The organism is uncultured Streptomyces sp. (assembly GCF_947488945.1).
Lineage (GTDB): Bacteria > Actinomycetota > Actinomycetes > Streptomycetales > Streptomycetaceae > Streptomyces.
In genome coordinates this window covers 139166-159068 of record NZ_CANLBS010000016.1, presented here as the reverse complement: position 1 = coordinate 159068, position 19903 = coordinate 139166, and the positions used below count along the sequence as shown (strand labels likewise).

The following is a 19903-nucleotide window of genomic DNA, read 5'->3' as shown; positions in this document are numbered from 1 at the left end:
GCGCGGGACCCGTACACACGCCCCGTACACACGCTTTCCGGTCGTGGAGCCGGAGGTGGTACGCGGCTCTGCGCGCCGGGCAGGACGGGCGGGACGGGCAGGGGCGGGCGGGACGGGCAGGGCGGCGGGACCGGGCGGACCGGTGAGGGCTTCCGCGGATCGGAACGGACAATCCCATGACTTTCACATCACCCCAGAACGGCGTCTTCGCCGCCGTGGACCTGGGTGCGACGAGCGGTCGCGTCATCACCGGCCGCGTCGGCCGGGACGAACTGGCGCTGACGGAGGTGCACCGTTTCGCCAACACTCCGGTGCGGTTGCCCGACGGACTGCGCTGGGACGTACTGGCGCTCTACCAGGGAATGGTGGACGGACTGCGAGCGGCGGGGCGCGGCGGCCCGGTGGTCTCGATCGGCATCGACACCTGGGCGGTGGACTACGGGCTGCTCGACGCGGGCGGCACGCTGCTGGGCAACCCGTTCCACTACCGGGACAACCGCAACGCGGCGGCGTCGGCGAAGGTCCTCGCCCGCTGCGGGGCGCGGGAGCTGTACGCGGTCAGCGGCCTCCAGCACCTGCCGTTCAACACCGTGTTCCAGCTGGCGGCGCACCGCTCGGACGTGCAGTGGCGGGCCGCCCGGACGCTGCTGCTCATGCCGGACCTGCTGATGCACTGGCTGACCGGTTCGGTGGGGGCGGAGGTCACCAACGCGTCGACGACCGGGCTGTTCGACGCGCGGACCGGCACCTGGTCGGACGCCTTGATCGAACGGCTCGGTCTCGATCGGTCGCTGTTCCCGCCGCTGCGCTCCCCGGGCGATCCGGCGGGCACCCTGCTGCCGCACGTGGCCGAGTACACCGGGCTGCCCGCGCGGACCCCGGTGACGACCGTCGCCTCGCACGACACCGCGTCGGCGGTGGCGGCGGTGCCCGCCACCGGGCCGGACTTCGCCTACGTCTCCTGCGGGACGTGGTCGCTCGCGGGGCTGGAGCTGGACGCGCCGGTGCTCACCGAGGCGTCGAGGGCGGCTAACTTCACCAACGAGCGCGGCGTCGACGGCACCGTGCGCTACCTGCGCAACATCATGGGGATGTGGCTGCTGGAGGAGTGCCGCCGGGAGTGGGGCCGGGACGGGGCGGCGCCCGGGCTCGCGGATCTCCTCAAGGAGGCGTCCGGGGCACGGCCGTTCGCCGCGGTGATCGACCCGGACGACCCGTCCTTCCTCGCCCCCGGCTCCATGCCCTCCCGGATCGACGACTACCTGGCCCGCACCGGGCAGCCGGCAGCGGACGGGCCGGGCGGCCATGTGCGCTGCGTGCTGGAGAGCCTGGCACTGGCTCACCGGCGTACGCTCCGGCAGGCGGCGGAACTCGCCGGACGGGAACTGACCCGCGTCCATCTGGTCGGGGGCGGTTCCCGCAACGAGCTGCTGTGCCAGTGGACCGCGGACGCCACCGGCCTGCCGGTCACCGCGGGGCCGGCCGAGGCGACGGCACTCGGCAACATTCTGCTCCAGGCCCGCGCACACGGCCTGGTGGGCGACCTCCCGGACATGCGGCGGCTCGTCGCCCGGACCCAGGAGCTGCGCCACTACCGCCCGTCCGGCGACCGGGCGTCGTGGGACCGGGCGGAGGCGCGGCTGGGGCTCGGCTGACACCGGCCCGTCCACGCCACCCGCTCCGTACCGCGTCACCGCCGGTCCCGCGGCTGCAACGGGTCGCGGCTCCGGGTCTCGGCTGTGCGCAGGGTTCCGGCCCCGGGGCTCGGGCGCAACAGCTCGCGGCCTCCGGGCCTCGACGGCGCGGGGTGCGGCCCCGGACGACCGGTCACCGGCGCGCGAGGCCCAGTTCACCGGCTCCCAGCGGGGCGAAGAAGCCTTCGACATCGGTGGTGGTGACATCGGCGAGGCGGTGCGGGGACCAGCGCGGGTCTCCGTCCTTGTCGACGATGCGGGCCCGGACACCCTCGACGAAATCGGGATGGGCGAAGGCATGCGCCGAGACGCGGTACTCCTGGTCGAGCGCCTCCTCCAGACTGGCCGTACGGCGGGCCCGGCGCACGGCTTCCAGGGTGACCTTGAGGGCCGTCGGCGACAGGGCCAGCAGTGCCTCGGCGGTCTCCTTGGCCTCCGGCTCACCCGTCTCGCCGAGCCTGTCGATGATCTCCTCGACGCTTGCGGCCGCGTAACAGCGGTCGATCCAGACACGCCGGCCGCCGAGGATTCCGGCAGCGGGTTCCCCGGCGTGCGCGCGGACCGTCCGCGTCACATCCTCGGGCGTGACGCAGCCGGCCAGGGCGGTCACGAGGGCCGGCAGACGGTCCGAGGGCACGTGGTGGTCCGCGAGGCCGCAGAGGATCGCGTCGGCCGCACCGACCGGGGTGCCGGTGAGAGCCAGGTGGGTGCCCAGTTCTCCCGGCGCCAGGGCGAGGAGGCGCGTGCCTCCGACGTCGGGGACGAACCCGATCCCGGTCTCGGGCATGGCCACCCGGGAACGCTCGGTGACGATCCGCACGCTTCCGTGGCCGGAGACCCCGACGCCGCCGCCCATCACGATGCCGTCCATGAGAGCCACGTAAGGCTTGCCGAAGCGGTGGATGCGGGCGTTCAGCCGGTACTCGTCGCGCCAGAAGTCCAGCGAGGCGCGCCCGCCGGCCCGCGCGTCGTCGTGCAGGGTGCGGATGTCGCCGCCCGCGCACAGGCCCCGCTCCCCCGCACCCGCGATGATCACCGTCGACACCGCCGGGTCCGTGGCCGCCTCGGCGAGCGCCTCGTCCAGGCGCCGGACCATGGCGTGGTCCAGCGCGTTGAGCACCCGCGGGCGGTTCAGAGTCAGGTGCAGAGCCCGGCCCTCCAGGCGCACCAGGACGGCGTCTTCTGCGTTCATGCGGGGGCTCCGATCGGATCGGGACCCGGCAGCGGGCGCGCGGGGCGGCCGATGACGGGCTGCGACGGTTGCGGGCGGATGGGCACCTCTGCGGCTGCGGCTGCGGCTGCGGCTGCGGCTGCGGCTGCGGCTGCGGTGATCTTCGCGGATCCATTCTGCGCCGTGGGCCGGGGCAGGCGGGAGCCGGGGCCCTTCCCCCGGAGCTCCCGGCCCTGCCCGGCCGCCGCCGCCCGCTGTGGCACACCTCCGGAGCCCGCTCGACAATGGGGTGTGGGACGCGGCGCCCAGCGGCCCCCGGCCGACTTCCGGAGCAGCCATGACCGAGTCCGCAGAACGAGCGGATAGCGCACGGCCGGTCGTCCGTGTCGGCGTGACCCAGGACGGCGGCATCGGCACGTCCGAACGCCTCGCGATGAACCGTACCGGCAGCTTCGACTGGGACCTGGACGCCGAAACCTTCGAGATCGACGAGGCGGGCCTGCTGGTGTTCGGCGTGGACCCCTCGACGTTCACGGCCCGGCCCGGCGCGCTGGCGGACCTGCTCGATCCGGCGGAGAAGGCCCGCCTGGACATCGCGGTCGAGGAGGCCATCACCGGAGGCGGCAACTCCTACAGCGCGTACTTCCAGGTGCCGCTCCCCGACGGGACGTCCCAGTGGACGCATGCCCAGGCGCACATCCTGCGCACGCAGGACGGGCGGGCGCACCGGATCGTGGGGGTGGTACGGGACGCCACCGCGGAGGTCACGCACTCGGCCTTCGTACTGGAGCTGGAAAAGCGCCGCCAGCGCCAGACGAACATCGTGGAGCGCACGACGGCCGCGCTGTCGCGGGCCGTGACGGTCGACGACGTGACGGCCTCCCTGACGGGGACCGGAGGACTGGCGCGGATCGGCGCGGACGGCCTGGCACTCGGTCTGGTGGAGAACTCCGACATCCGCATGGTCGCGGTCAGCGAGGACACGCCGGAGAGCCTGGCAGGCCTCGGCAGCGGCGGCCTGAACCGGGAGCTGCCGCTCACCGACGCCATCCGCAGCGGCCGGCCCCGGTTCATCAACTCGTCCGCGGACCTCTTCCGCCGCTACCCGGCGCTGCGAGCGTTCTCCGGCCGCCTGAAGTTCAGCTCGGCGGCCTACCTTCCGCTGGTCGCCCAGGCGAGGCCGCTCGGCGGATTCGCCCTCTTCTACCGCAACCCCGTGGTGTTCAACGCGGACGAGCGCATCCTGTGCCTCGGTCTCGCGGCCATCGTCGCGCAGTCGTTGCAGCGGGCGATGCTCTTCGACGAGGAGCGGCAGTTCGCCACCGACCTGCAGGCAGCCATGCTCCCCCGCAGCATCCAGGACGTCGAGGGCGGCGACATCGCGGTGCGCTACCACGCGGCGTGGAGCGGCCGGCAGATCGGCGGGGACTGGTACGACGTCATCAGCCTGCCCAACCAGCGGTACGGACTCGTCGTCGGTGACGTCCAGGGCCACGACGCGCACGCGGCCGCCATCATGGGCCAGTTGCGCATCGCGCTGCGGGCCTACGCCGCGGAGGGGCACCCGCCGGCGACGGTCATGGCACGCGCCTCCCGGTTCCTGGCCGAACTCGACACCGACCGGTTCGCCACCTGCACCTATCTGCAGGTGGACCTCGCTTCCGGAGCCGTGCGAGCGGCGCGGGCCGGACACTTCGGACCGATGATCCGGCACAGCGACGGCCGGGTCGGCAGCCCGCACGTGCGGGGCGGGCTGCCGCTGGGCATCTCGACCGCCCTCGGGAACGAGGAGTTCCCGGAGACCCGGCTGGACCTCGTGCCCGGCGAGACCCTGGTGCTCTACACGGACGGTCTGGTGGAGGAGCCGGGAGCCGACCTCGACACGGGTGTGGCCGCCCTCGCGCAGGAGATCGCGGCCGGGCCGCCGGACGCCGAGGCGCTGGCGGACCATCTGTCGGAGCGGCTGTGGGAACGGTGGGGATCGGGTGACGACGTGGCCCTGCTGGTCCTGCGTCGGCGGCCGGACACGGGTTCCCCGCGAGCGCCCCGTCTGCACCAGTACATCCACCAGGCCGATCCGGAAGGGCTGTCCGACGCACGCGCCCTCGTGCGGCAGGCGCTGAACGACTGGGGCATGGGGGACCTGGCCGACGACGCGGAGCTGGTGACCGGTGAACTCCTCGTCAACGTGCTGCTGCACACGGAGGGCGGGGCGGTCCTCACGCTGGAGGTGCTGCCGGAACCGACCCGCCGGGTGCGGCTCTCGGTGCAGGACCGCTCCAGCGTCTGGCCGCGCCGCCGCACCCCGGGCGAGACCTCGACCTCGGGCCGCGGCCTGCTGCTGCTCGACGCCGTGACGACGCGCTGGGGCATCGAGCCGCGCGGCGAGGGCAAGGCGGTCTGGTGCGAGATCGGCCCGCCTCCGCCGCCCTCCGCCCCGCCCCCCGCGCCCGACGCCGTCGCGGTTCTCCGCCCCGACGCCGCGGCTGCCCCGGACACGACGGCTGCCGGGGCGGCCGGCGGTGCCACCGCGCGCGCTCCGGGTGGCTCCGCTTCCCGCACCGGTGACGTGCCGACCCCCGACACCGACCGGACCACGGTGGTCAGGCGTCCCGAACCCGATTCCTGACGGGTGCGCCGACGTGCACGACCCCCGCCACATGACACCGGGCCGCTCCCCGCGACACCGGCACGGACACCTGATCCCGGATCACGGAGGACCGCGCACCGTTGCCCGGCATCGGTCAGGTGCTCGCACCAGGGCTGCCGAGCAGGGCTTTGATGGCTCAGCGGTCACATCATGGCGGCGTCACGGACACGAATCCGCGGCCGGCCCGTCGACACCGTGGGACGGAACCGATCATGAAGGCACTCGGGGGTTCGTGAAGGGGGGCAGACGCGTGTGCGGCAAGACAGGGCGCACGGTCCGACACCTGGAGGCGACGGGAGTCGGGCTGCCGCCGGACCACGCGGTGGTGGTCGACGCGCCGGAGGCACGCGCCGCCGACGCCGTGGCCGCCGCTCACCGGGGCGCGCACGCGCCGGCCCGCGCGCTCCTCGCCGCGACACGTCACGAGGCGGAGTGGGGCCCTGCGGGACGAGTCCGTGCGTGCCCTCGACGGTCGGCTCCGGTGAGCGCTCGGAGGTACTGGCCGAGGTCAGGGGAGTCACCGTGCACCGCACCCGCTCCTTGTGGCAGGGCATGAAGGACTTCAGGGACGACGACGCCGATCCGAACCCGCCGCTCCAGCTCGACGAACGGTGGCCGGTCGTTTCGGCGTCGCCGCCGGTCCGGGATGACTCCGGTCGGCCGGGTCTACGAGGGCCGTGCGGTATCCCTTCCTTCCGGAGCACTCGGTTCGCATCCTCCGTACCGGGCGTCGGTCCGTGCGGTCACAGCCTGCGGTGCATGATGTGCAGGCCCACGAATCCGTGGCTCGGGTGACGGAACCCCTCCGGGAGTGTGCCCAGGATCTCGAAGCCGAGGGACTGGTACAGCCGTACGGCGCGTTCGTTCGTCTCGACCACCGCGTTGAACTGCATGGCGCGGAAGCCGGCGTCCCGCGCCCAGTCCAGCGAGTACGAGCACAGGGCCCGGCCCACTCCGCGACCGGCGTGGGCCGGGTCGACCATGTAGCTCCCGCCCGCGATGTGCGAGCCGTTGCCCATGTGGTTCCGGTTCATCTTCGCGGTGCCCAGCACGGTGCCGTCCTCGTCCACGGCGACCACCGTGCGCTGGGGCGGAGCGAGAATCCACCAGTCCCGCGCGTCGTCGTGGCCGAGTTGGAGGGGGTAGGTGAACGTCTCGCCCGCTGCGACGATGTCGTGGAAGAACGGCCAGATGGCGGGCCAGTCCTCCGTGGTGGCTTCTCGGATCAACATGGCGGCAGCATGACGGAACGGTCCGCTCCGGCGCATCCCGTTTCCGGGCCGTCCGCCTCGTCCCCACCGGCGCCTCCGGGGCCGGTGGTGACGGGCGCACGGTGGTGGGGCGGCGGGCGGCCGCCTTCCGGCACCCGCGCCTCGACGACTCGGGAGGCGGCTCGGAGGGCCCGAAGTCGCCGGGTCCGCAGCGGACTTCGCGGGCGCGGGTCAGCTCGTCCCTCAACTCGGCCGTCCTCCGTCGGATTTCGTCGCCCCGGTCGGCGCGGGCGTACCGGTCGGGCGCGGATCTCGTCCGGGCGTTCACTCCGCCCGGGAAGATCGGCGCAGGTCGCAGCGGACGGAGTCGTGCCGGCATCGTCACGTCCTCGGCCACCGAAGCGATCAGCGCGTCGTCCAGTGCCGTCGCCACAATGGCGGCCCGGACCCACGGGTCCGTCGTCAGGGCGAGGCGGCGGTCGATCCGCTGCTCGCGCCAGCGGCGCGCCCGCAGGTCGACGTCCTCGGCCGGGGCCGCCCACGCTACGGGGGGAAGCGCACCGCGCAGGAGCGCCGGCTCGTGGTCCGCGACGCGCGTCAACTCATCGGCGAGGTAGCGCCAGTGGGCCGCGCCGAAGCGATCCAGGGCAAGGCCGACCGGCACGAAGCGACCGGCGCGCGCCAGGCGGGCGAACCGCCCGGGGGCGACCCCGAGCAACTCCGCACCCTCCACCGTGCCCAGGGTCCGGACGCGCCGCCGGAGCCACCATGAGCCCGCCGGCTCCAGCCGGCCCGGAGGATCCGGCCGCCCCGGCGCCTCCGGCGCTCCCGGCGCGTCCGGCCGGCCCGGCGCGCCCGCGCCGACCAGGCACACCGCGGCCATCGGGGCCACTTGCGTCCCTGCACGGAGGCGCTCCACGACATGCCGGTCCATGCCCGGATCCGCGCCGCCCCGCCCCCGGATGACAGGAATCAGTCCCAGATGGACACCGATCTCGAACTCGTCCCGTCGGAGCCCCAGCCGGCGGGCAGCCTCGACCGCACTGATCCGACCCCCGTCCTCGCGCCCGCCGTGGCCCCGCCCCTGCGCGCCGCTCCGCCGATCCGTCATGACGACCTCCCTCGTGACGATCACTCACTCTCCGTGATCACCGTAACGCGAGGGGGCCTGTCCCGCGGAGCCTGTGGACAACCACCTGTGGACAACGTCACCGGTGCCACTCCCCGGCGGAAGTCAGGCAGACGGGGACGCCGACCGAGGTCAGAAGGGGTGGTGGAGGTTCTCGGCGCCGGCCTGGCGTGCGGCGACCCCCAGGTGCTCGCCGACGCGGTTGACCAGCAGGGTCATCTCGTAGGCGACGTGGCCCACGTCGGCTTCGGCCTCGGTCAGCACGCACAGGCAGCTTCCGTCGCCCGCGGCGGTCACGAAGAGCAAGGCTTCGTCGAACTCGACCATCGTCTGCCGGGCCTTGCCCGCCTTGAAGTGGCGGCCGGAACCGCGGGCCAGGCTGTGCAGGCCCGACGAGACCGCCGCCAGGTGCTCCGCGTCCTCCCGAACGAGGCCGGTACTGGCTCCTGTCACCAAGCCGTCGTTGGACAGCACCAGCGCGTGCCGTATGTGCTCCACCCTGTGGGTGAGGTCGTCAAGAAGCCAGTCGAGTCCCCGGTCCAGCGCCATGTGCTCGTCCTCCCCGTGATGCGTTCCCCGTGTCCCCCGTCCCGCTAGCCTTGCGTACCGCCCCCGCGCGGGCAAGCGGTTCCGGTGACCCCGGGGCGTCGCTTCACGCCATCCGCGTGCCGGGGCGTCAGGATGGGCCCATGGCACATCACATGACCGACGAGGAATGGCGCGCCTTCCTCTCCCGGGGCACGCGGACCGGCAAGCTCTCCACGGTCAAGGCCGACGGAGCACCGCACGTGGCACCCGTGTGGTTCCTGCTCGACGGGCCGGACCTGGTGTTCAACACCGGCAAGGAGAGCGTGAAGGGCCGGAACCTCGCACGTGACGGCAGGGTCGCCCTGTGCGTGGACGACGACCGGCCGCCGTTCGCGTTCGTCGTGGTGCAAGGACAGGCGGAACTGAGTGAGGAACCCGAGGCCTTGCGGGAGTGGGCGACGCGCATCGCGGCGCGCTACATGGGAGCGGAGGCGGCGCAGGAGTTCGGCCGGCGCAACGCCGTCCCCGGTGAACTGCTGGTACGCGTGAGGATCGACAAGGTGCTCGCGATGGCCGACGTGGCGGACTGACGCTCGCTCCTTCCGCCGCCTGCCCTCCGACGGCTGTCGCCGCCCTCCGATACCCTCCGCCCGAGCCGGTACCCGCCGGCCGACGCTTCAGCGCCGCGTCGGTGGAGCCGCGTCCCCGGGGGCTCTTCCGGCTCGCGTCCGCGCCCATGCAACGTGTCACCGGTCGTCTGGCGGTCGGTCGGGTGACCGGCGGCAGTCCCTGAGCGGCCCGGACCGCTGGCACACCGGGCCGCGTCCGGAATCCGGCTGCGCACCGCCTCTGCCCACCGCCGCTCGGTATCGGCGCCGCGGACCGCCGGACCGGCACGGCTCGTCCCGCGCCGTTGGCCGGTCGGTCAGCCGCCCACGGAGTCCAGGAGCCGTGCGGTGTGCATGCGTCCGGCGTGCTCGACCATCCTGATCAGAACCTCCTTGCCGCTGTCCTTGTCCCGCGCGTCGCAGAGCACCACGGGGGTGCCGGGATCGAGGTCCAGGGCGCGCGAGACGTCCTTGGGACCGTAGTCGCGCGTGCCGGGGAAGCGGTTCACGGCGACCACGAAGGGGATGCGCCGGTGCTCGAAGTAGTCGACGGCCGGAAAACAGTCCTCCAGCCGCCGGGTGTCGGCCAGCACCACGGCTCCCAGCGCACCCTGGGCCAACTCGTCCCAGAGGAACCAGAAGCGGTCCTGACCCGGTGTGCCGAAGAGGTAGAGCGAGAGGCCCGACCGGATGGTGATGCGGCCGAAGTCCATCGCGACGGTGGTCGTGGTCTTCCGCTCGACCCCGCCCGTGTCGTCCACCGACTGCCCCGCCTCGCTGAGCAGTTCCTCGGTCCGCAGTGGCCGGATCTCGCTCACCGCTCCCACCAGGGTGGTCTTCCCCACCCCGAAGCCCCCCGCTACCAGGATCTTCAGAGCCAGCGGGCCGCTGTCCTCGCCGCCCCCGCCCACCTCGGTGCCGGCGGGCGCCCCGACATCGTCCCGCAGTACGTCGTCCGCCAGTACGTCGTCCACGTGCTCGGAGGCCATCGATCACTTCTCCCACCGGTGGAGTCCCAAGATGTCCGGGCCGGTCGGTGACATCTCGTCGGGCTCGTTCCAACAACGTCCGGAAACGCTTCCCGGAGTCGGTCGGACCAGCATGACGAGGGAGCGACGCACCACGGGGGCACTGATCAGTATGTGACCGTTATGAGCAGACACCCGTCGCTCCGTGCACGGTCGGGATCACGGACCGAGCGGATACCGGCATCTCGGTCGAGACATTTGAGCGGTGGACGCTATCCTCGCCCGCCCCGGTGGGAAGGCGGGCACACCGCCGGCCCGTCGAGCGCCAGCGGGAGTCGCCCATGAGCACGTCGCCGCGGACGGGTACGTCACCGTCCACCGGTCCCGGCACGGCGGTGCCGGTGCGCAGGGCGACCACCGCCGACATCCCCGCGCTGGTCCGGTTGCGCGCGTCGATGCTGGAGGCGATGGGCGTCGACACCGGAGGTCCCGACGCCCCCTGGCGGGAGGCGGCGGCGCGGTGGTTCGCGCGGCGGCTGCCCGGTGACCGGGTCGCCGCCTTCGTCGCGGACGACCCTGGACCCGGCGTCGTCGCGTGCGCCGTGGGCACCTGCGACGCCCACCTGCCGGGCCCCGCCGACGCCGGTGGGCTGCACGGCCACCTGTCGAACGTGAGTACCGACGCCCGGTTCCGGCGCCTCGGCCACGCCCGACGGTGCGTGGAGGCGCTGCTGAGGTGGTTCGAGGAGGAGACGCCGGTGACCGCGGTCGACCTCAACGCGACGGAGGAGGGCGCCGGCCTGTACACCTCGCCGGGATTCGCTCCCCCGCGCTACCCGACCCTCCAGGGGCGCGGAACACGGCCCGGCCGGCCGGGTCCCTGACGGAGGCCGGATCCCCGCCGCACGAGCGCGCGGCGGGGTCCGGGGACGATCACTTCGCGGCGGTCGCCGCCGACTGGTCGGCCCGGTCCGGCCGGCCCGCCCGCATCAGAGCGCGATGGGGCCACCACGAGGTGGCGCCGATGTCCAGGGTGAGCGCCGGGACGAGCAGCGAGCGCACCACAAGGGTGTCCAGCAGCACGCCGAACGCGACGATGAACGCGATCTGGGCCAGGAAGGCCAGCGGGATCACGATGAGCGCCGCGAAGGTCGCGGCGAGCACCACACCGGCGGAGGTGATGACTCCGCCGGTGGTGATGAGACCGCGCAGCACTCCCTCGCGGGTGCCGTGCAGCAGGGACTCCTCGCGGACCCGGGACATCAGGAAGATGTTGTAGTCCACTCCGAGCGCCACCAGGAAGACGAATCCGTACAGCGGGACCGAGGCGTCGGTTCCGCTGAAGCCGAAGGCGTGCGTGAAGACGAGGGACGCGACGCCCAGCGTCGCCAGGTAGTTGAGGCCGACGGTCGCGACGAGCAGGACGGGCAGCAGGACCGCGCGCAGCAGCGCCATGAGGATGAGCAGGATGATCACGAGGACGACCGGCACGATCACCTTGCGGTCGTGCTCGGCGGTGTCGCGGGTGTCGACCTGCTGCGCCGTGTAGCCGCCGACGAGCGCCTCGGCGCCGGGCACCGCGTGCACCGAGGTGCGCAGCCGTTCGACGGTCGACTTGGCGGCGTCGCTGTCGGCGGCGGCCTCCAGCGTGGCGTCGACGCGTACCCGGCCGTCGACCACCAGGGGCTCGCCGCCGCCGGGGCGGCCGGACGCGGAGACGGTGGCGGCGGAGGCCACGCCGTCGGTGGCACGGGCCGCCGCGACGACCTCGCCGGCCCGGTCGGCACGGGCGATGACGACGGCCGGGTTGCCGGAGCCGCCGGGGAAGTGCTCGCTGAGGGTGGCCTGCGCGGACACGGACGGGGCGTCGTTGACGAACGTCTCGTCCAGCGGCACGCCGTCGGACTTCAGGGTGGGGGCGAAGGCGGCGCAGGCGATGAGCACGACGAGGGTGACGGCCCAGACCTTGCGCGGGGACCGCCCGACGAGGGACGCCACCCGTCGCCAGACACCGTGGCCACCGGTCTCGGCGTCGGCGGGCCGGGGCTTGGCTGGCCAGTAGGCGGCGCGCCCGGTGAGCACGAGGACGGCGGGGAGGAAGGTCAGGGTGGAGAGCACCGCGCAGACGATGCCGATGGCACCGACGGGGCCGAGCGCCCGGTTGTTGGTGAGGTCGCTGAGCAGCAGGGCGAGCAGGCCCAGGGCGACGGTCGCGGCGCTGGCGGTGATCGCGCCGAACGAGCGGCGCAGCGCGGCCAGGGCTGCGGCGGCCCGGTCGTTCCCCTGCCCGAGTTCCTCGCGGAACCGTGCGGTCAGCAGCAGGGCGTAGTCGGTGGCGGCGCCGATCACCAGGATCGAGAGGATGCCCTGGACCTGCCCGTCGACGCGCACCACGTCGTGGTCGGCGAGTACGTAGACGACGGCGCAGGCCAGACCGAGCGCGAGGACGGCGCTGATGATGATGAGGAACGGCAGCAGCAGGCTGCGGTAGACCAGCAGCAGGATCACCAGGACGGCGATGAGCGCGACGCCGAGGAGAAGTCCGTCGATGCCGCCGAAGGCGTCCTTGAGGTCGGCCTGGGAGGCGGCGGGACCGGCGATGCCGACCGTGGTTCCGGGGACGCCGCGCGCCGCGTCGCGTACGCGTTCGAGGGTGTCGGGCAGCGCGTCCCCGAGGTCGGAGTCGAGCTGGACCACGCCCTGGAGGGCCCGGTCGTCCTCGGAGGGCAGTGCCGGGGAGGGGGTGCCCGCCACGCCGGGTTCGCCGGCGAGTCCGGCGAGGGCGCGGGTCGCGGCGGCGGCGGTGTCCCCGGGGAGCGTGTCGTCCGCGCCGGAGTCACTCGTCCAGACGACGATGGCGGGCAGCGTGGTGGACTTCTGGAAGTCCTTCTGTTCCTCGGTGACCCGGGTGGACTCGGCGCTGCGCGGGAGGAACGCGGACTGGTCGTTGGTGGAGACCTCGCCGAGTTTGCCGGCGTACGGACCGAAGGCGCCTCCGATCCCCAGCCAGACGACGAGCAGGACGGCGGGCACGAGCCACCGGACGAGGCGGTGTCGTGGTGCGGACTTCATTGCTTCCCCAGATTCGACGGATGCGGCTGGTGCGCGGGAGCGGGCGGTGGGCTCCGTGACGGATACCGCCCGGACGGTGGGTTCGGATGCGGGCATGAGGGGGGAACGACGGGGCAGGACAGCGTCGCCGACACGGTGCGCGGGGCGCCGTGCGACACACCTTCCCCAAACTCTCTCGACGATTCATTATCTCAATCATCGAGAGACATTACCCTGGTGGCATGAGCAGCACTGATCAGGGCCCGGGCGCGGACGCCTTCGACGACCCCACCGGGCTCCAGACGTTCGCCGTGCTGCTGCGCCGCATGAACAGCGAGTTCAACCGCATCGCGCACGAGTTCGCCCACGCGCACGAACTCCATCCGACGGACGTCCAGGCGCTGATCGCGGTGCTCGACGCCGACCACGGGGAGCCGGGCGCCGCCATGACGCCGGGGCGGCTGCGGGAGCAGCTCAACCTGACGTCCGGGGCGGTCACCGCGTGCCTCGACCGGCTGGAACGGGCGGGGCACATCCGGCGGGTGCGCGACGGGGGCGACCGCAGGGTGGTGCATCTGCACTACGCGCCCGCGGCCAAGGCCGTGGCGCGCGACTTCTTCCAGCCGCTGGCGGCGAGCACCGACGCGGCCCGGCGCCAGTTCGACGCCGGGGAACTCCGGGTCGTCGTCCGGTTCCTGGAGGCCATGAACGACGAGCTCACCCAGTTGCGACGCTGACGCGACGCGGCCACCGGCGTCCCGGAGCGGGACGCCGGTGGCCGCGGAGGCGGGCCGGCCTACAGGGCGCGCAGGCCGTTGATCACCTCACGGAGGATGCGCTCGTCCGGAAGCCTGGTCGGCTCCACCGGACGGCTCACCCGGACCCGGCCGGCGTCGAGCAGGTCGCCGAGGAGCACCCGGACCACGCCGACCGGCAGGTCGGCGTCGGCCGCCAGCTCCGCCACCGACTGGGTCTCCTCGCGGCACAGGGCGAGCAGCGCCCGGTGCTCCGGCCCCAGCAGCGAGGCGTCGGCGCTCCCGGGGCCGTCGTCGGCCGCGTCGATCAGCGCGATGAGGTCGAAGACGACCCCGCTCGCGGCCGGCTGGGTGCGGCCACCGGTCACCGCGTAGGGGCGCACCAGGGGGCCCGCGTCGGCGTCGTACCACTGACTGCCCCTCAGCGCGTCGGCGCCGTGGCCCATGTCCCGGTCGCGGTAGGGGTCCCTGACGCCGTACTCGTCCTCCGCGCCCTCGTCGATCCACACAGCCGTTCTCCGTTCCTCACCCGGCCGCGTGCGGGTGCAGCAGCCGCGGCGGTGTCGTCAGGTGCTCGCCGACCCGTTTGACGAGCCGGGCCATCTCGTAGGCCACCAGGCCGATGTCGGCGGTGGCCGCGCTCAGCACGGCGAGGCAGGACCCGTCCCCGGCCGCCACGACGAAGAGGTGGCCGTCGTCCATCTCGACCATCGTCTGACGCACGCCCCCGGCCGCGAAGTGCCGGCCCGCCCCCTTGGCCAGGCTGTGGAAACCGGACGCCACGGCGGCCAGGTGTTCGGCGTCGTCCCGGCTGAGCCCGCCGGACGCGCCGACCGCGAGACCGTCCCCGGACAGCACGACCGCGTGCCGTACGTCCGCCGTGCGGTTCACCAGATCGTCGAGCAGCCAGTCGAGTTCACCGGATCTGTTGTGCACTGCAGTCCTTCCGTCCACGGTCATCCGCGTTCTCCTTCGGGGGTCGGGCCGGGTGCGGGCACGGAACGGGGCCGGCCGGGTGCGGGACCGCCGCCGCGTGCCCAGCCCGCCCGGTAGGCGGTCATCCGGTCGCGGACCTGTTCGGGGGTGCGCTCCTGCGGGAGGGGCCCTTCCCCGACGGCGGGCAGGGGTGCTGCGCCGGGGTCCTCGGCGGGGTCCGGGGGCCGTACGGTCCGGAGCTGCGGCACCAGATGGGCCTGGCGGACCCGGCGCGGCAGGTCGTCGTCCGCCGGCTCTTCCGCTCGGACGGCCACGCCGGCCGGCACGCCGGCGGCGGGGTGTTCGCGCTGCTCGAGCGCGGGGACGGGCCGGGCGGCCGCGGCACGGGCCGCGCGCCCCCGGTCCCCGTCCGGGCCGGCGGCGACCCCTTCCAGCGCGGGTACGGCGACGGGCGGCGGGAAGACGCGGGCGCCGGGCCGGGCCGCGGCGGGTGGCTCCGGCCGATCGGACGGCGTCGCACCGGCGGACGTCTGACCGGTCTCGGCGGCACCGGTGTGCAGCAGGGCGGTGGGCAGCAGGACAACCGCGGTGGTGCCGCCGTAGGGAGAGGTCCGCAGCTTCACCTTGACGCGGTGGCGCGCGGAGAGCCTGCTGACCACGAAGAGGCCGAGGCGGTCGCTGTCGAACAGATCCAGCGCCTCCGACTGTTCGATGCGCCGGTTGGCCTGGGCGAGGATCTCCTTGCCCATCCCGAGCCCCCGGTCCTCGATCTCCAGCGCGTAGCCGTTGCCGACGGGTTCACCGCTGATCCGCACCTTGGTGTGCGGGGGCGAGAACTGGGCGGCGTTCTCCACGAGTTCGGCCAGCAGGTGGGTCAGGTCGGCGACGGCCGCGCCGGCCACCGAGGCGTCGGCGAGCTGCCGCACCTCCACGCGCGCGTAGTCCTCGATCTCGGAGACGGCCGCGCGCACCACGTTGGTGAGGGGTACGGGCATCCGCCAGGCACGGCCGGGGGCGGCGCCGGAGAGGATGATCAGGCTCTCCGCGTGCCGCCGCATCCGGGTGGTGAGGTGGTCCAGCCGGAAGAGGTCGGCGAGTTCCTCGGGGTCGTCGGCGCGGCGCTCCATGCCGTCGAGCAGGTGGAGCTGGCGGTGCACCAGCACTTGGCTGCGGCGGGCCAGGTTGACGAAGACGCCGGAGATACCGCTGGCGAGTTCGGCCCGTTCCACCGCGGCGCCGAGCGCGGCCCGGTGCACGATGTCGAGGGCCTCCCCGACCTGGCCGATCTCGTCGTGGGACGGCCTGCGCGGCGGGGCCTCGGCCTTGACGTCGAGCTGTTCGCCGGCCCGCAACCGCTCCATGGCGCGGGGCAGTTCGTGGCGGGCGATGACGAGGGCGCTGTTGCGCAGGCTCATCAGCTCGACCACCAGGGCGCGGCCGATGCGCACCGAGATGACGAGCGCGGCGGCGACGGCGAGGAAGCCGAAGGCGACGGCGGCTCCGGCCGGGCTGAGCAGGCCCCGGGCGAGCGGGTCGGAGCGGTCGGCGACCCGTCGGCCGGCCGCCGTCCCGGCCTCCCGCAGCTCCTCGCGCACCTCGGCGGCGGCGCGTTCCCAGGTGCCCGGGGCCACGGCGCGGGCGGCGTCCCGCCCGGAACCGGCGTCCAGCACCGCTTCCTCCGCCGCGGCGACGGTGCGGTAGGCGGTGCTCCTGGTGAGCGCGGTCCAGGCGGTCCGCTCGGTGCCGGGGAGGTCGGCGCCCGCGGAGGACATCAGCAGCCGGCGGGTCTCGACCGCGCCGGTGAAGCGGCGCAGCGCGGTGCCGTCGAGGGTACGGGTGAGCGCCCCGGTGGCGAGCAGGGCGTCCTCGCGGGACAGCATCTCGCCCGCCCGGTCGAGTTCGAGCAGGACGCGGGCGTCGGAGCCGGTGCCGGCTTGCTGGATGCCGGTGAGCGCGCCGGAGACGCGGAAGGCCGACTCGATGGCCTCGGTGTACGCCAGGTAGGCGGTCTCCGTCTCCGGTCCGTCCGCCGGGCCGTCGAGCATCCCGGCGCGCAGCGGGGTGAGGCGGTCCGTGCCGTCGAGGAGGGTGGAGACCCGGCCGGCGAGGCGGGAGGGGAGGCTGCCGGTGTCGGCGACGGTGTGGTCCTCGCCCATCCTGAGCCGGTCCAGGGCCTCGCCGGTGCGCCCGGCCGCGGTCTCCAGCGCCGCGGCGTGCTCGGCGTCCGGGGCGGCTAGCTGCACGAGGGCCGCGCGGCGCTCGGTCTGGAGCGCCGCGACGGCCTGCTGGACGGGGGCTCGCACGGTGTCCTCGACGCGTTCCGCCTGCCGCAGCCGGGCGACTTCCTGCGCGGTGGTGACGGTGGCCAGGCCCCAGAGGGCCAGCAGCGAGACCACCGGCACCATCAGCAGGGACAGGACCTTCGCGCGCACGGTCCGGGGGCGCAGCAGCGACCCCCGGGCGCGGCGGCCGGTCTCCGTCGGCGCGGCGTCCTGCTCGCCGCGTTCGTCGGCCGGCGGTCCCGCGTGGGCACGCCGTCCGCGTGCGGCGGGTATGGCCCGGTCGTGCGGCGCGGCGGGAGCCTGGGGCGGGCGGGGTGGGCGCATGGCCTCCTCGTTCCGGGGTGTATGGGCGGCTGCGTGGGCCGGCGCGGCGGGTGCCGGGCAGCCGGCGGGGCGGGGTGGCTCAGGAGGCGGTGGCGGTGTCGCCCGTGGTGATCCGTTCGGTGTGCCGGGCCCGTTCGGCGACGGCGCGGGCGAAGTCGTCGGATTCCTCGGCGGTCGGAGAGAGCGCCACGAAGGCGGAGGTGAGGAAGAGGTAGGAACCGAGGCCGACCGTCAGCGGGAAGACGAACTGCATCACGGTGGCGCCCGGCAGGACTCCGGGGGCGGGGGCGACGTCCACCGCGACGGCGAACATCCCGGTGTAGTGCATGGAACTGACGGCGGCGCCCATCACGAGCGAGGCGAGGGCGACCGCGCCGGGGGTGTGGATGTTGAGTGCGGCCCAGAGGGCGGCGGTGGCGGCGACGACCGCGATGGCGACGGAGAGGGCGACCATCAGGGGTTCGTAGCGGACGGTGCCGTGCAGGCGCAGGGCGGCCATGCCGAGGTAGTGCATGCTCGCGACGCCGGCGCCGGTGGTGAGGCCGCCGATCATGAGCGAGCGGTTGCGGTCCTTGCCGTGTCCCACCGCGAAGACGCCGACGCCGACGACCACCATGGCGACGGCCAGACTGAGCAGGGTCAGGGGCACGTCGTAGCGGATCTCGGTGCCGGTCACTCCGAAGCCGAGCATCGCGACGAAGTGCATCGTCCAGATGCCGGTGCCGAGGGCCGAGGCCGCGGTGAGCAGCCAGTTGCGGCGCGAGGCGCCGGTGGCGGCCAGCGCACGGACGGTGCAGCGCAGGCCGAGGGCGGCGCCGATCGAAGCCATCGCGTACGACAGCACGGGTGTCAGCCAGCCGAAGGCGGCGTGGTCCAGGTGTCCCATAAGTCCCGGACGCTAGCCCGGAGGCAGGCGCACGTTCGGGGCTAGTTTCGAAAGCTGGCGGAATATGACAGATAGAGATTGCCGAGCGACCGGGAGACGCGTGCTCATGTCCTTGATCGCACGTTCTCGGTCCGCATCGTGTCGTTCCGTCCCTGAGTGCGGGATCATGTCCTCATGTCCGACGATCAGACCCGTGTGCAGGACTTCTTCGGCGTCAGGGCAGCGGGGTGGGACGCCAGGTTCCCCGACGACGGGCCCGCGTACGCCGCCGCCGTCGGCGCGCTGGGGCTGCGGCCGGGCGACGCGGTGCTGGACGCCGGGTGCGGCACCGGCCGCGCGCTGCCGGCCCTGCGGGCCTCCGTGGGGCCGAGGGGCACGGTGCTGGGCGCCGACCTGACGGCGCGGATGCTGACGGAGGCGGCGCGGGCGGGCCGGGACGCCGACGGCTTTCTGCTGCTGGCCGACGTGGCGCGGCTGCCGGTGCGCGACGGGGCGCTGACCGCGGTCTTCGGCGCAGGCCTGGTCTCCCACCTGGCCCGGCCGGCCGAGGGGTTGCGGGAGCTGGGTCGGGTGGTGGCGCCGGGCGGCCGGCTGGCGCTGTTCCATCCGGTCGGCCGGGCGGCGCTGGCCGCCCGGCACGGGCGGGTCCTCGGGCCGGACGACCTGCGCGCCCGCCCGGTGCTGGAACCGCTGCTGGAGCGGGCCGGCTGGCGGATGACCTCGTACGCGGACGAGCCGGACCGGTATCTGGTGCTGGCGGTGCGGACTTCGCCTGCCGGCGGGTGAGGGGGCGGGGCGCCGCCCCGTCAGCCCGCGGCGTCCCGCGCGCCGGCGTGCGGCACCGGGCAGCCGCGCACGCCCGGCACGGGGAAGGTGCCGAGACCGGCCACCTCGTAGCCGTCGGGGTAGCCCTTGATCTCCGGGTTCTGCCGGGCGAAGTGCGGCGTGGCGCGGGGCGGCAGCAGCAGGCGCACGACACGGGCCCGCGCCCGTAGCGCGCCCCGGGTCAGCCCGCGCGCCACCGGCCCCGGCGACGCGTAGCGGAAGGCGCGCAGCAACGGCTCGTCGAGCAGGGCGAGGGCCGCGCCGCGCACCACGGGAGCCAGCGGGGCCGGGTACCAGGAGCCCATCAGCTCCAGGGTGGCGTCGGAGACACGGCGCGCCCCCTCGTCCCAGCCGAAATGCTCGGCCTCGTAGGCGTCGAGGGTCCTTTCGAAGCCCTCGTAGTCGCGGGGCAGGTCCGGGATGCCCAGGTGGGCGCCGAGCGTCCGGTAGTACGCGGCGATGGCACGCACCTCGTGTCCCGAGAGCCGCCGCCAGCCGTAGGCGTCGATCCAGCGCTTGGGCACCACGACGAAGGTGCACAGGACGTACCGCATGTCGTCGTCGGAGATGTCGTAGGCGTGGTGCATCCGGTTGATCCGGCGGATGGCGGTCCGGCCCGGTTCGCTGTCGAAACCGTGCTCGACCACCGCGTCCAGCAGCAGCGAGGTGTCGTCGTAGCGCTTCTGCGGACGGTCCGTCAGCTCCGCAGTCGTGGCCAGGAGTCCGCCGATGCTGGGGACCGCATAGGTGCGGTACAGGGCGAGTTCGAGGGCCCGGGTGACGTCCCAGGGGAATTCGCAGGTCACGGTCAGCCGGAAGATCTCCATGAAGTCCCGCTCGGGGTCCATGCGCTGGATTTGCCTCAGCCGGTCGAAGCGCCTCATG

Annotated in this window: 16 protein-coding genes and 1 pseudogene; 6 read left to right on the top strand and 11 right to left on the bottom strand. The window is 73.9% G+C overall.

Going from position 1 to position 19903, the window contains the following annotated elements; translation table 11 throughout:
• Window positions 1-176: 176 nt before the first annotated feature.
• Window positions 177-1655 (top strand): rhamnulokinase family protein, encoded by a 1479-nt coding sequence (locus Q0994_RS23830; RefSeq protein WP_299538135.1) that lies wholly within the window; start codon window positions 177-179, stop codon window positions 1653-1655.
• 172 nt (window positions 1656-1827) lie between these two features.
• Here Q0994_RS23830 and Q0994_RS23825 read toward each other — a convergent pair whose 3' ends face one another.
• Window positions 1828-2886, bottom strand: coding sequence for an enoyl-CoA hydratase/isomerase family protein (locus Q0994_RS23825; RefSeq protein ID WP_299538133.1), 1059 nt, complete (start codon window positions 2884-2886; stop codon window positions 1828-1830).
• Window positions 2887-3202: 316 nt separating this feature from the next.
• On the opposite strand from Q0994_RS23825, the gene Q0994_RS23820 reads away from it, so the two are divergent.
• Window positions 3203-5494 carry a SpoIIE family protein phosphatase gene (locus tag Q0994_RS23820; RefSeq protein WP_299538132.1) on the top strand — a complete coding sequence of 764 codons (2292 nt, stop codon included), beginning with the start codon at window positions 3203-3205 and terminating at the stop codon, window positions 5492-5494.
• A gap of 764 nt (window positions 5495-6258) precedes the next feature.
• Here Q0994_RS23820 and Q0994_RS23815 read toward each other — a convergent pair.
• The 3 genes and pseudogenes from Q0994_RS23815 to Q0994_RS23805 all read right to left on the bottom strand — a co-directional run bounded on the left by Q0994_RS23815 (window position 6259) and on the right by Q0994_RS23805 (window position 8404).
• A complete protein-coding gene (locus Q0994_RS23815) occupies window positions 6259-6747 on the bottom strand; it encodes a GNAT family N-acetyltransferase (RefSeq protein WP_299538130.1) in 489 nt (162 codons plus the stop codon).
• 241 nt (window positions 6748-6988) lie between these two features.
• Window positions 6989-7837: pseudogene (locus Q0994_RS23810) on the bottom strand (DUF6397 family protein); the annotation flags it as partial.
• 150 nt (window positions 7838-7987) lie between these two features.
• Window positions 7988-8404: a roadblock/LC7 domain-containing protein gene (locus Q0994_RS23805; protein WP_299538128.1), complete on the bottom strand. Its 417-nt coding sequence runs from the start codon at window positions 8402-8404 to the stop codon at window positions 7988-7990.
• A gap of 140 nt (window positions 8405-8544) precedes the next feature.
• Between Q0994_RS23805 and Q0994_RS23800 the strand changes: the two genes are divergently transcribed.
• Window positions 8545-8973 (top strand): PPOX class F420-dependent oxidoreductase, encoded by a 429-nt coding sequence (locus tag Q0994_RS23800; RefSeq protein WP_299538126.1) that lies wholly within the window; start codon window positions 8545-8547, stop codon window positions 8971-8973.
• A 335-nt stretch (window positions 8974-9308) separates the two neighbouring features.
• On the opposite strand, the gene Q0994_RS23795 is transcribed toward Q0994_RS23800, so the two are convergent.
• Window positions 9309-9980 carry an ATP/GTP-binding protein gene (locus tag Q0994_RS23795; RefSeq protein ID WP_299538125.1) on the bottom strand — a complete coding sequence of 224 codons (672 nt, stop codon included), beginning with the start codon at window positions 9978-9980 and terminating at the stop codon, window positions 9309-9311.
• 320 nt (window positions 9981-10300) lie between these two features.
• Here Q0994_RS23795 and Q0994_RS23790 point away from each other — a divergent pair, with 320 nt between their 5' ends.
• A complete protein-coding gene (locus Q0994_RS23790; protein WP_299538123.1) occupies window positions 10301-10843 on the top strand; it encodes a GNAT family N-acetyltransferase in 543 nt (180 codons plus the stop codon).
• 49 nt (window positions 10844-10892) lie between these two features.
• Here Q0994_RS23790 and Q0994_RS23785 read toward each other — a convergent pair whose 3' ends face one another.
• Window positions 10893-13031 (bottom strand): MMPL family transporter, encoded by a 2139-nt coding sequence (locus tag Q0994_RS23785; RefSeq protein WP_299538122.1) that lies wholly within the window; start codon window positions 13029-13031, stop codon window positions 10893-10895.
• 221 nt (window positions 13032-13252) lie between these two features.
• On the opposite strand from Q0994_RS23785, the gene Q0994_RS23780 reads away from it, so the two are divergent.
• On the top strand, window positions 13253-13747 hold the full coding sequence (locus tag Q0994_RS23780; RefSeq protein WP_299538121.1) for a MarR family winged helix-turn-helix transcriptional regulator: 495 nt from the start codon (window positions 13253-13255) through the stop codon (window positions 13745-13747).
• A gap of 59 nt (window positions 13748-13806) precedes the next feature.
• Here the strand turns inward: Q0994_RS23780 and Q0994_RS23775 are convergent, their stop codons facing one another.
• The 4 genes from Q0994_RS23775 to Q0994_RS23760 all read right to left on the bottom strand — a co-directional run bounded on the left by Q0994_RS23775 (window position 13807) and on the right by Q0994_RS23760 (window position 18193).
• Complete coding sequence (locus Q0994_RS23775) at window positions 13807-14211, bottom strand: DUF742 domain-containing protein (RefSeq protein WP_299538189.1); 405 nt, start codon at window positions 14209-14211, stop codon at window positions 13807-13809.
• Window positions 14212-14290: 79 nt separating this feature from the next.
• On the bottom strand, window positions 14291-14725 hold the full coding sequence (locus tag Q0994_RS23770) for a roadblock/LC7 domain-containing protein (RefSeq protein ID WP_299538120.1): 435 nt from the start codon (window positions 14723-14725) through the stop codon (window positions 14291-14293).
• Window positions 14722-17307, bottom strand: a complete 2586-nt coding sequence (locus Q0994_RS23765; RefSeq protein ID WP_299538118.1) for a nitrate- and nitrite sensing domain-containing protein — start codon at window positions 17305-17307, stop codon at window positions 14722-14724. The genes Q0994_RS23770 and Q0994_RS23765 overlap by 4 nt, the downstream gene beginning before the upstream one ends.
• A 79-nt stretch (window positions 17308-17386) precedes the next feature.
• Window positions 17387-18193 (bottom strand): MHYT domain-containing protein, encoded by an 807-nt coding sequence (locus Q0994_RS23760; RefSeq protein WP_299538117.1) that lies wholly within the window; start codon window positions 18191-18193, stop codon window positions 17387-17389.
• A gap of 174 nt (window positions 18194-18367) precedes the next feature.
• Here Q0994_RS23760 and Q0994_RS23755 point away from each other — a divergent pair, with 174 nt between their 5' ends.
• Complete coding sequence (locus Q0994_RS23755; RefSeq protein ID WP_299538116.1) at window positions 18368-18979, top strand: class I SAM-dependent methyltransferase; 612 nt, start codon at window positions 18368-18370, stop codon at window positions 18977-18979.
• 20 nt (window positions 18980-18999) lie between these two features.
• Here the strand turns inward: Q0994_RS23755 and Q0994_RS23750 are convergent, their stop codons facing one another.
• A complete protein-coding gene (locus Q0994_RS23750; protein ID WP_299538115.1) occupies window positions 19000-19902 on the bottom strand; it encodes an oxygenase MpaB family protein in 903 nt (300 codons plus the stop codon).
• Between the last annotated feature and the right edge of the window lies 1 nt (window position 19903).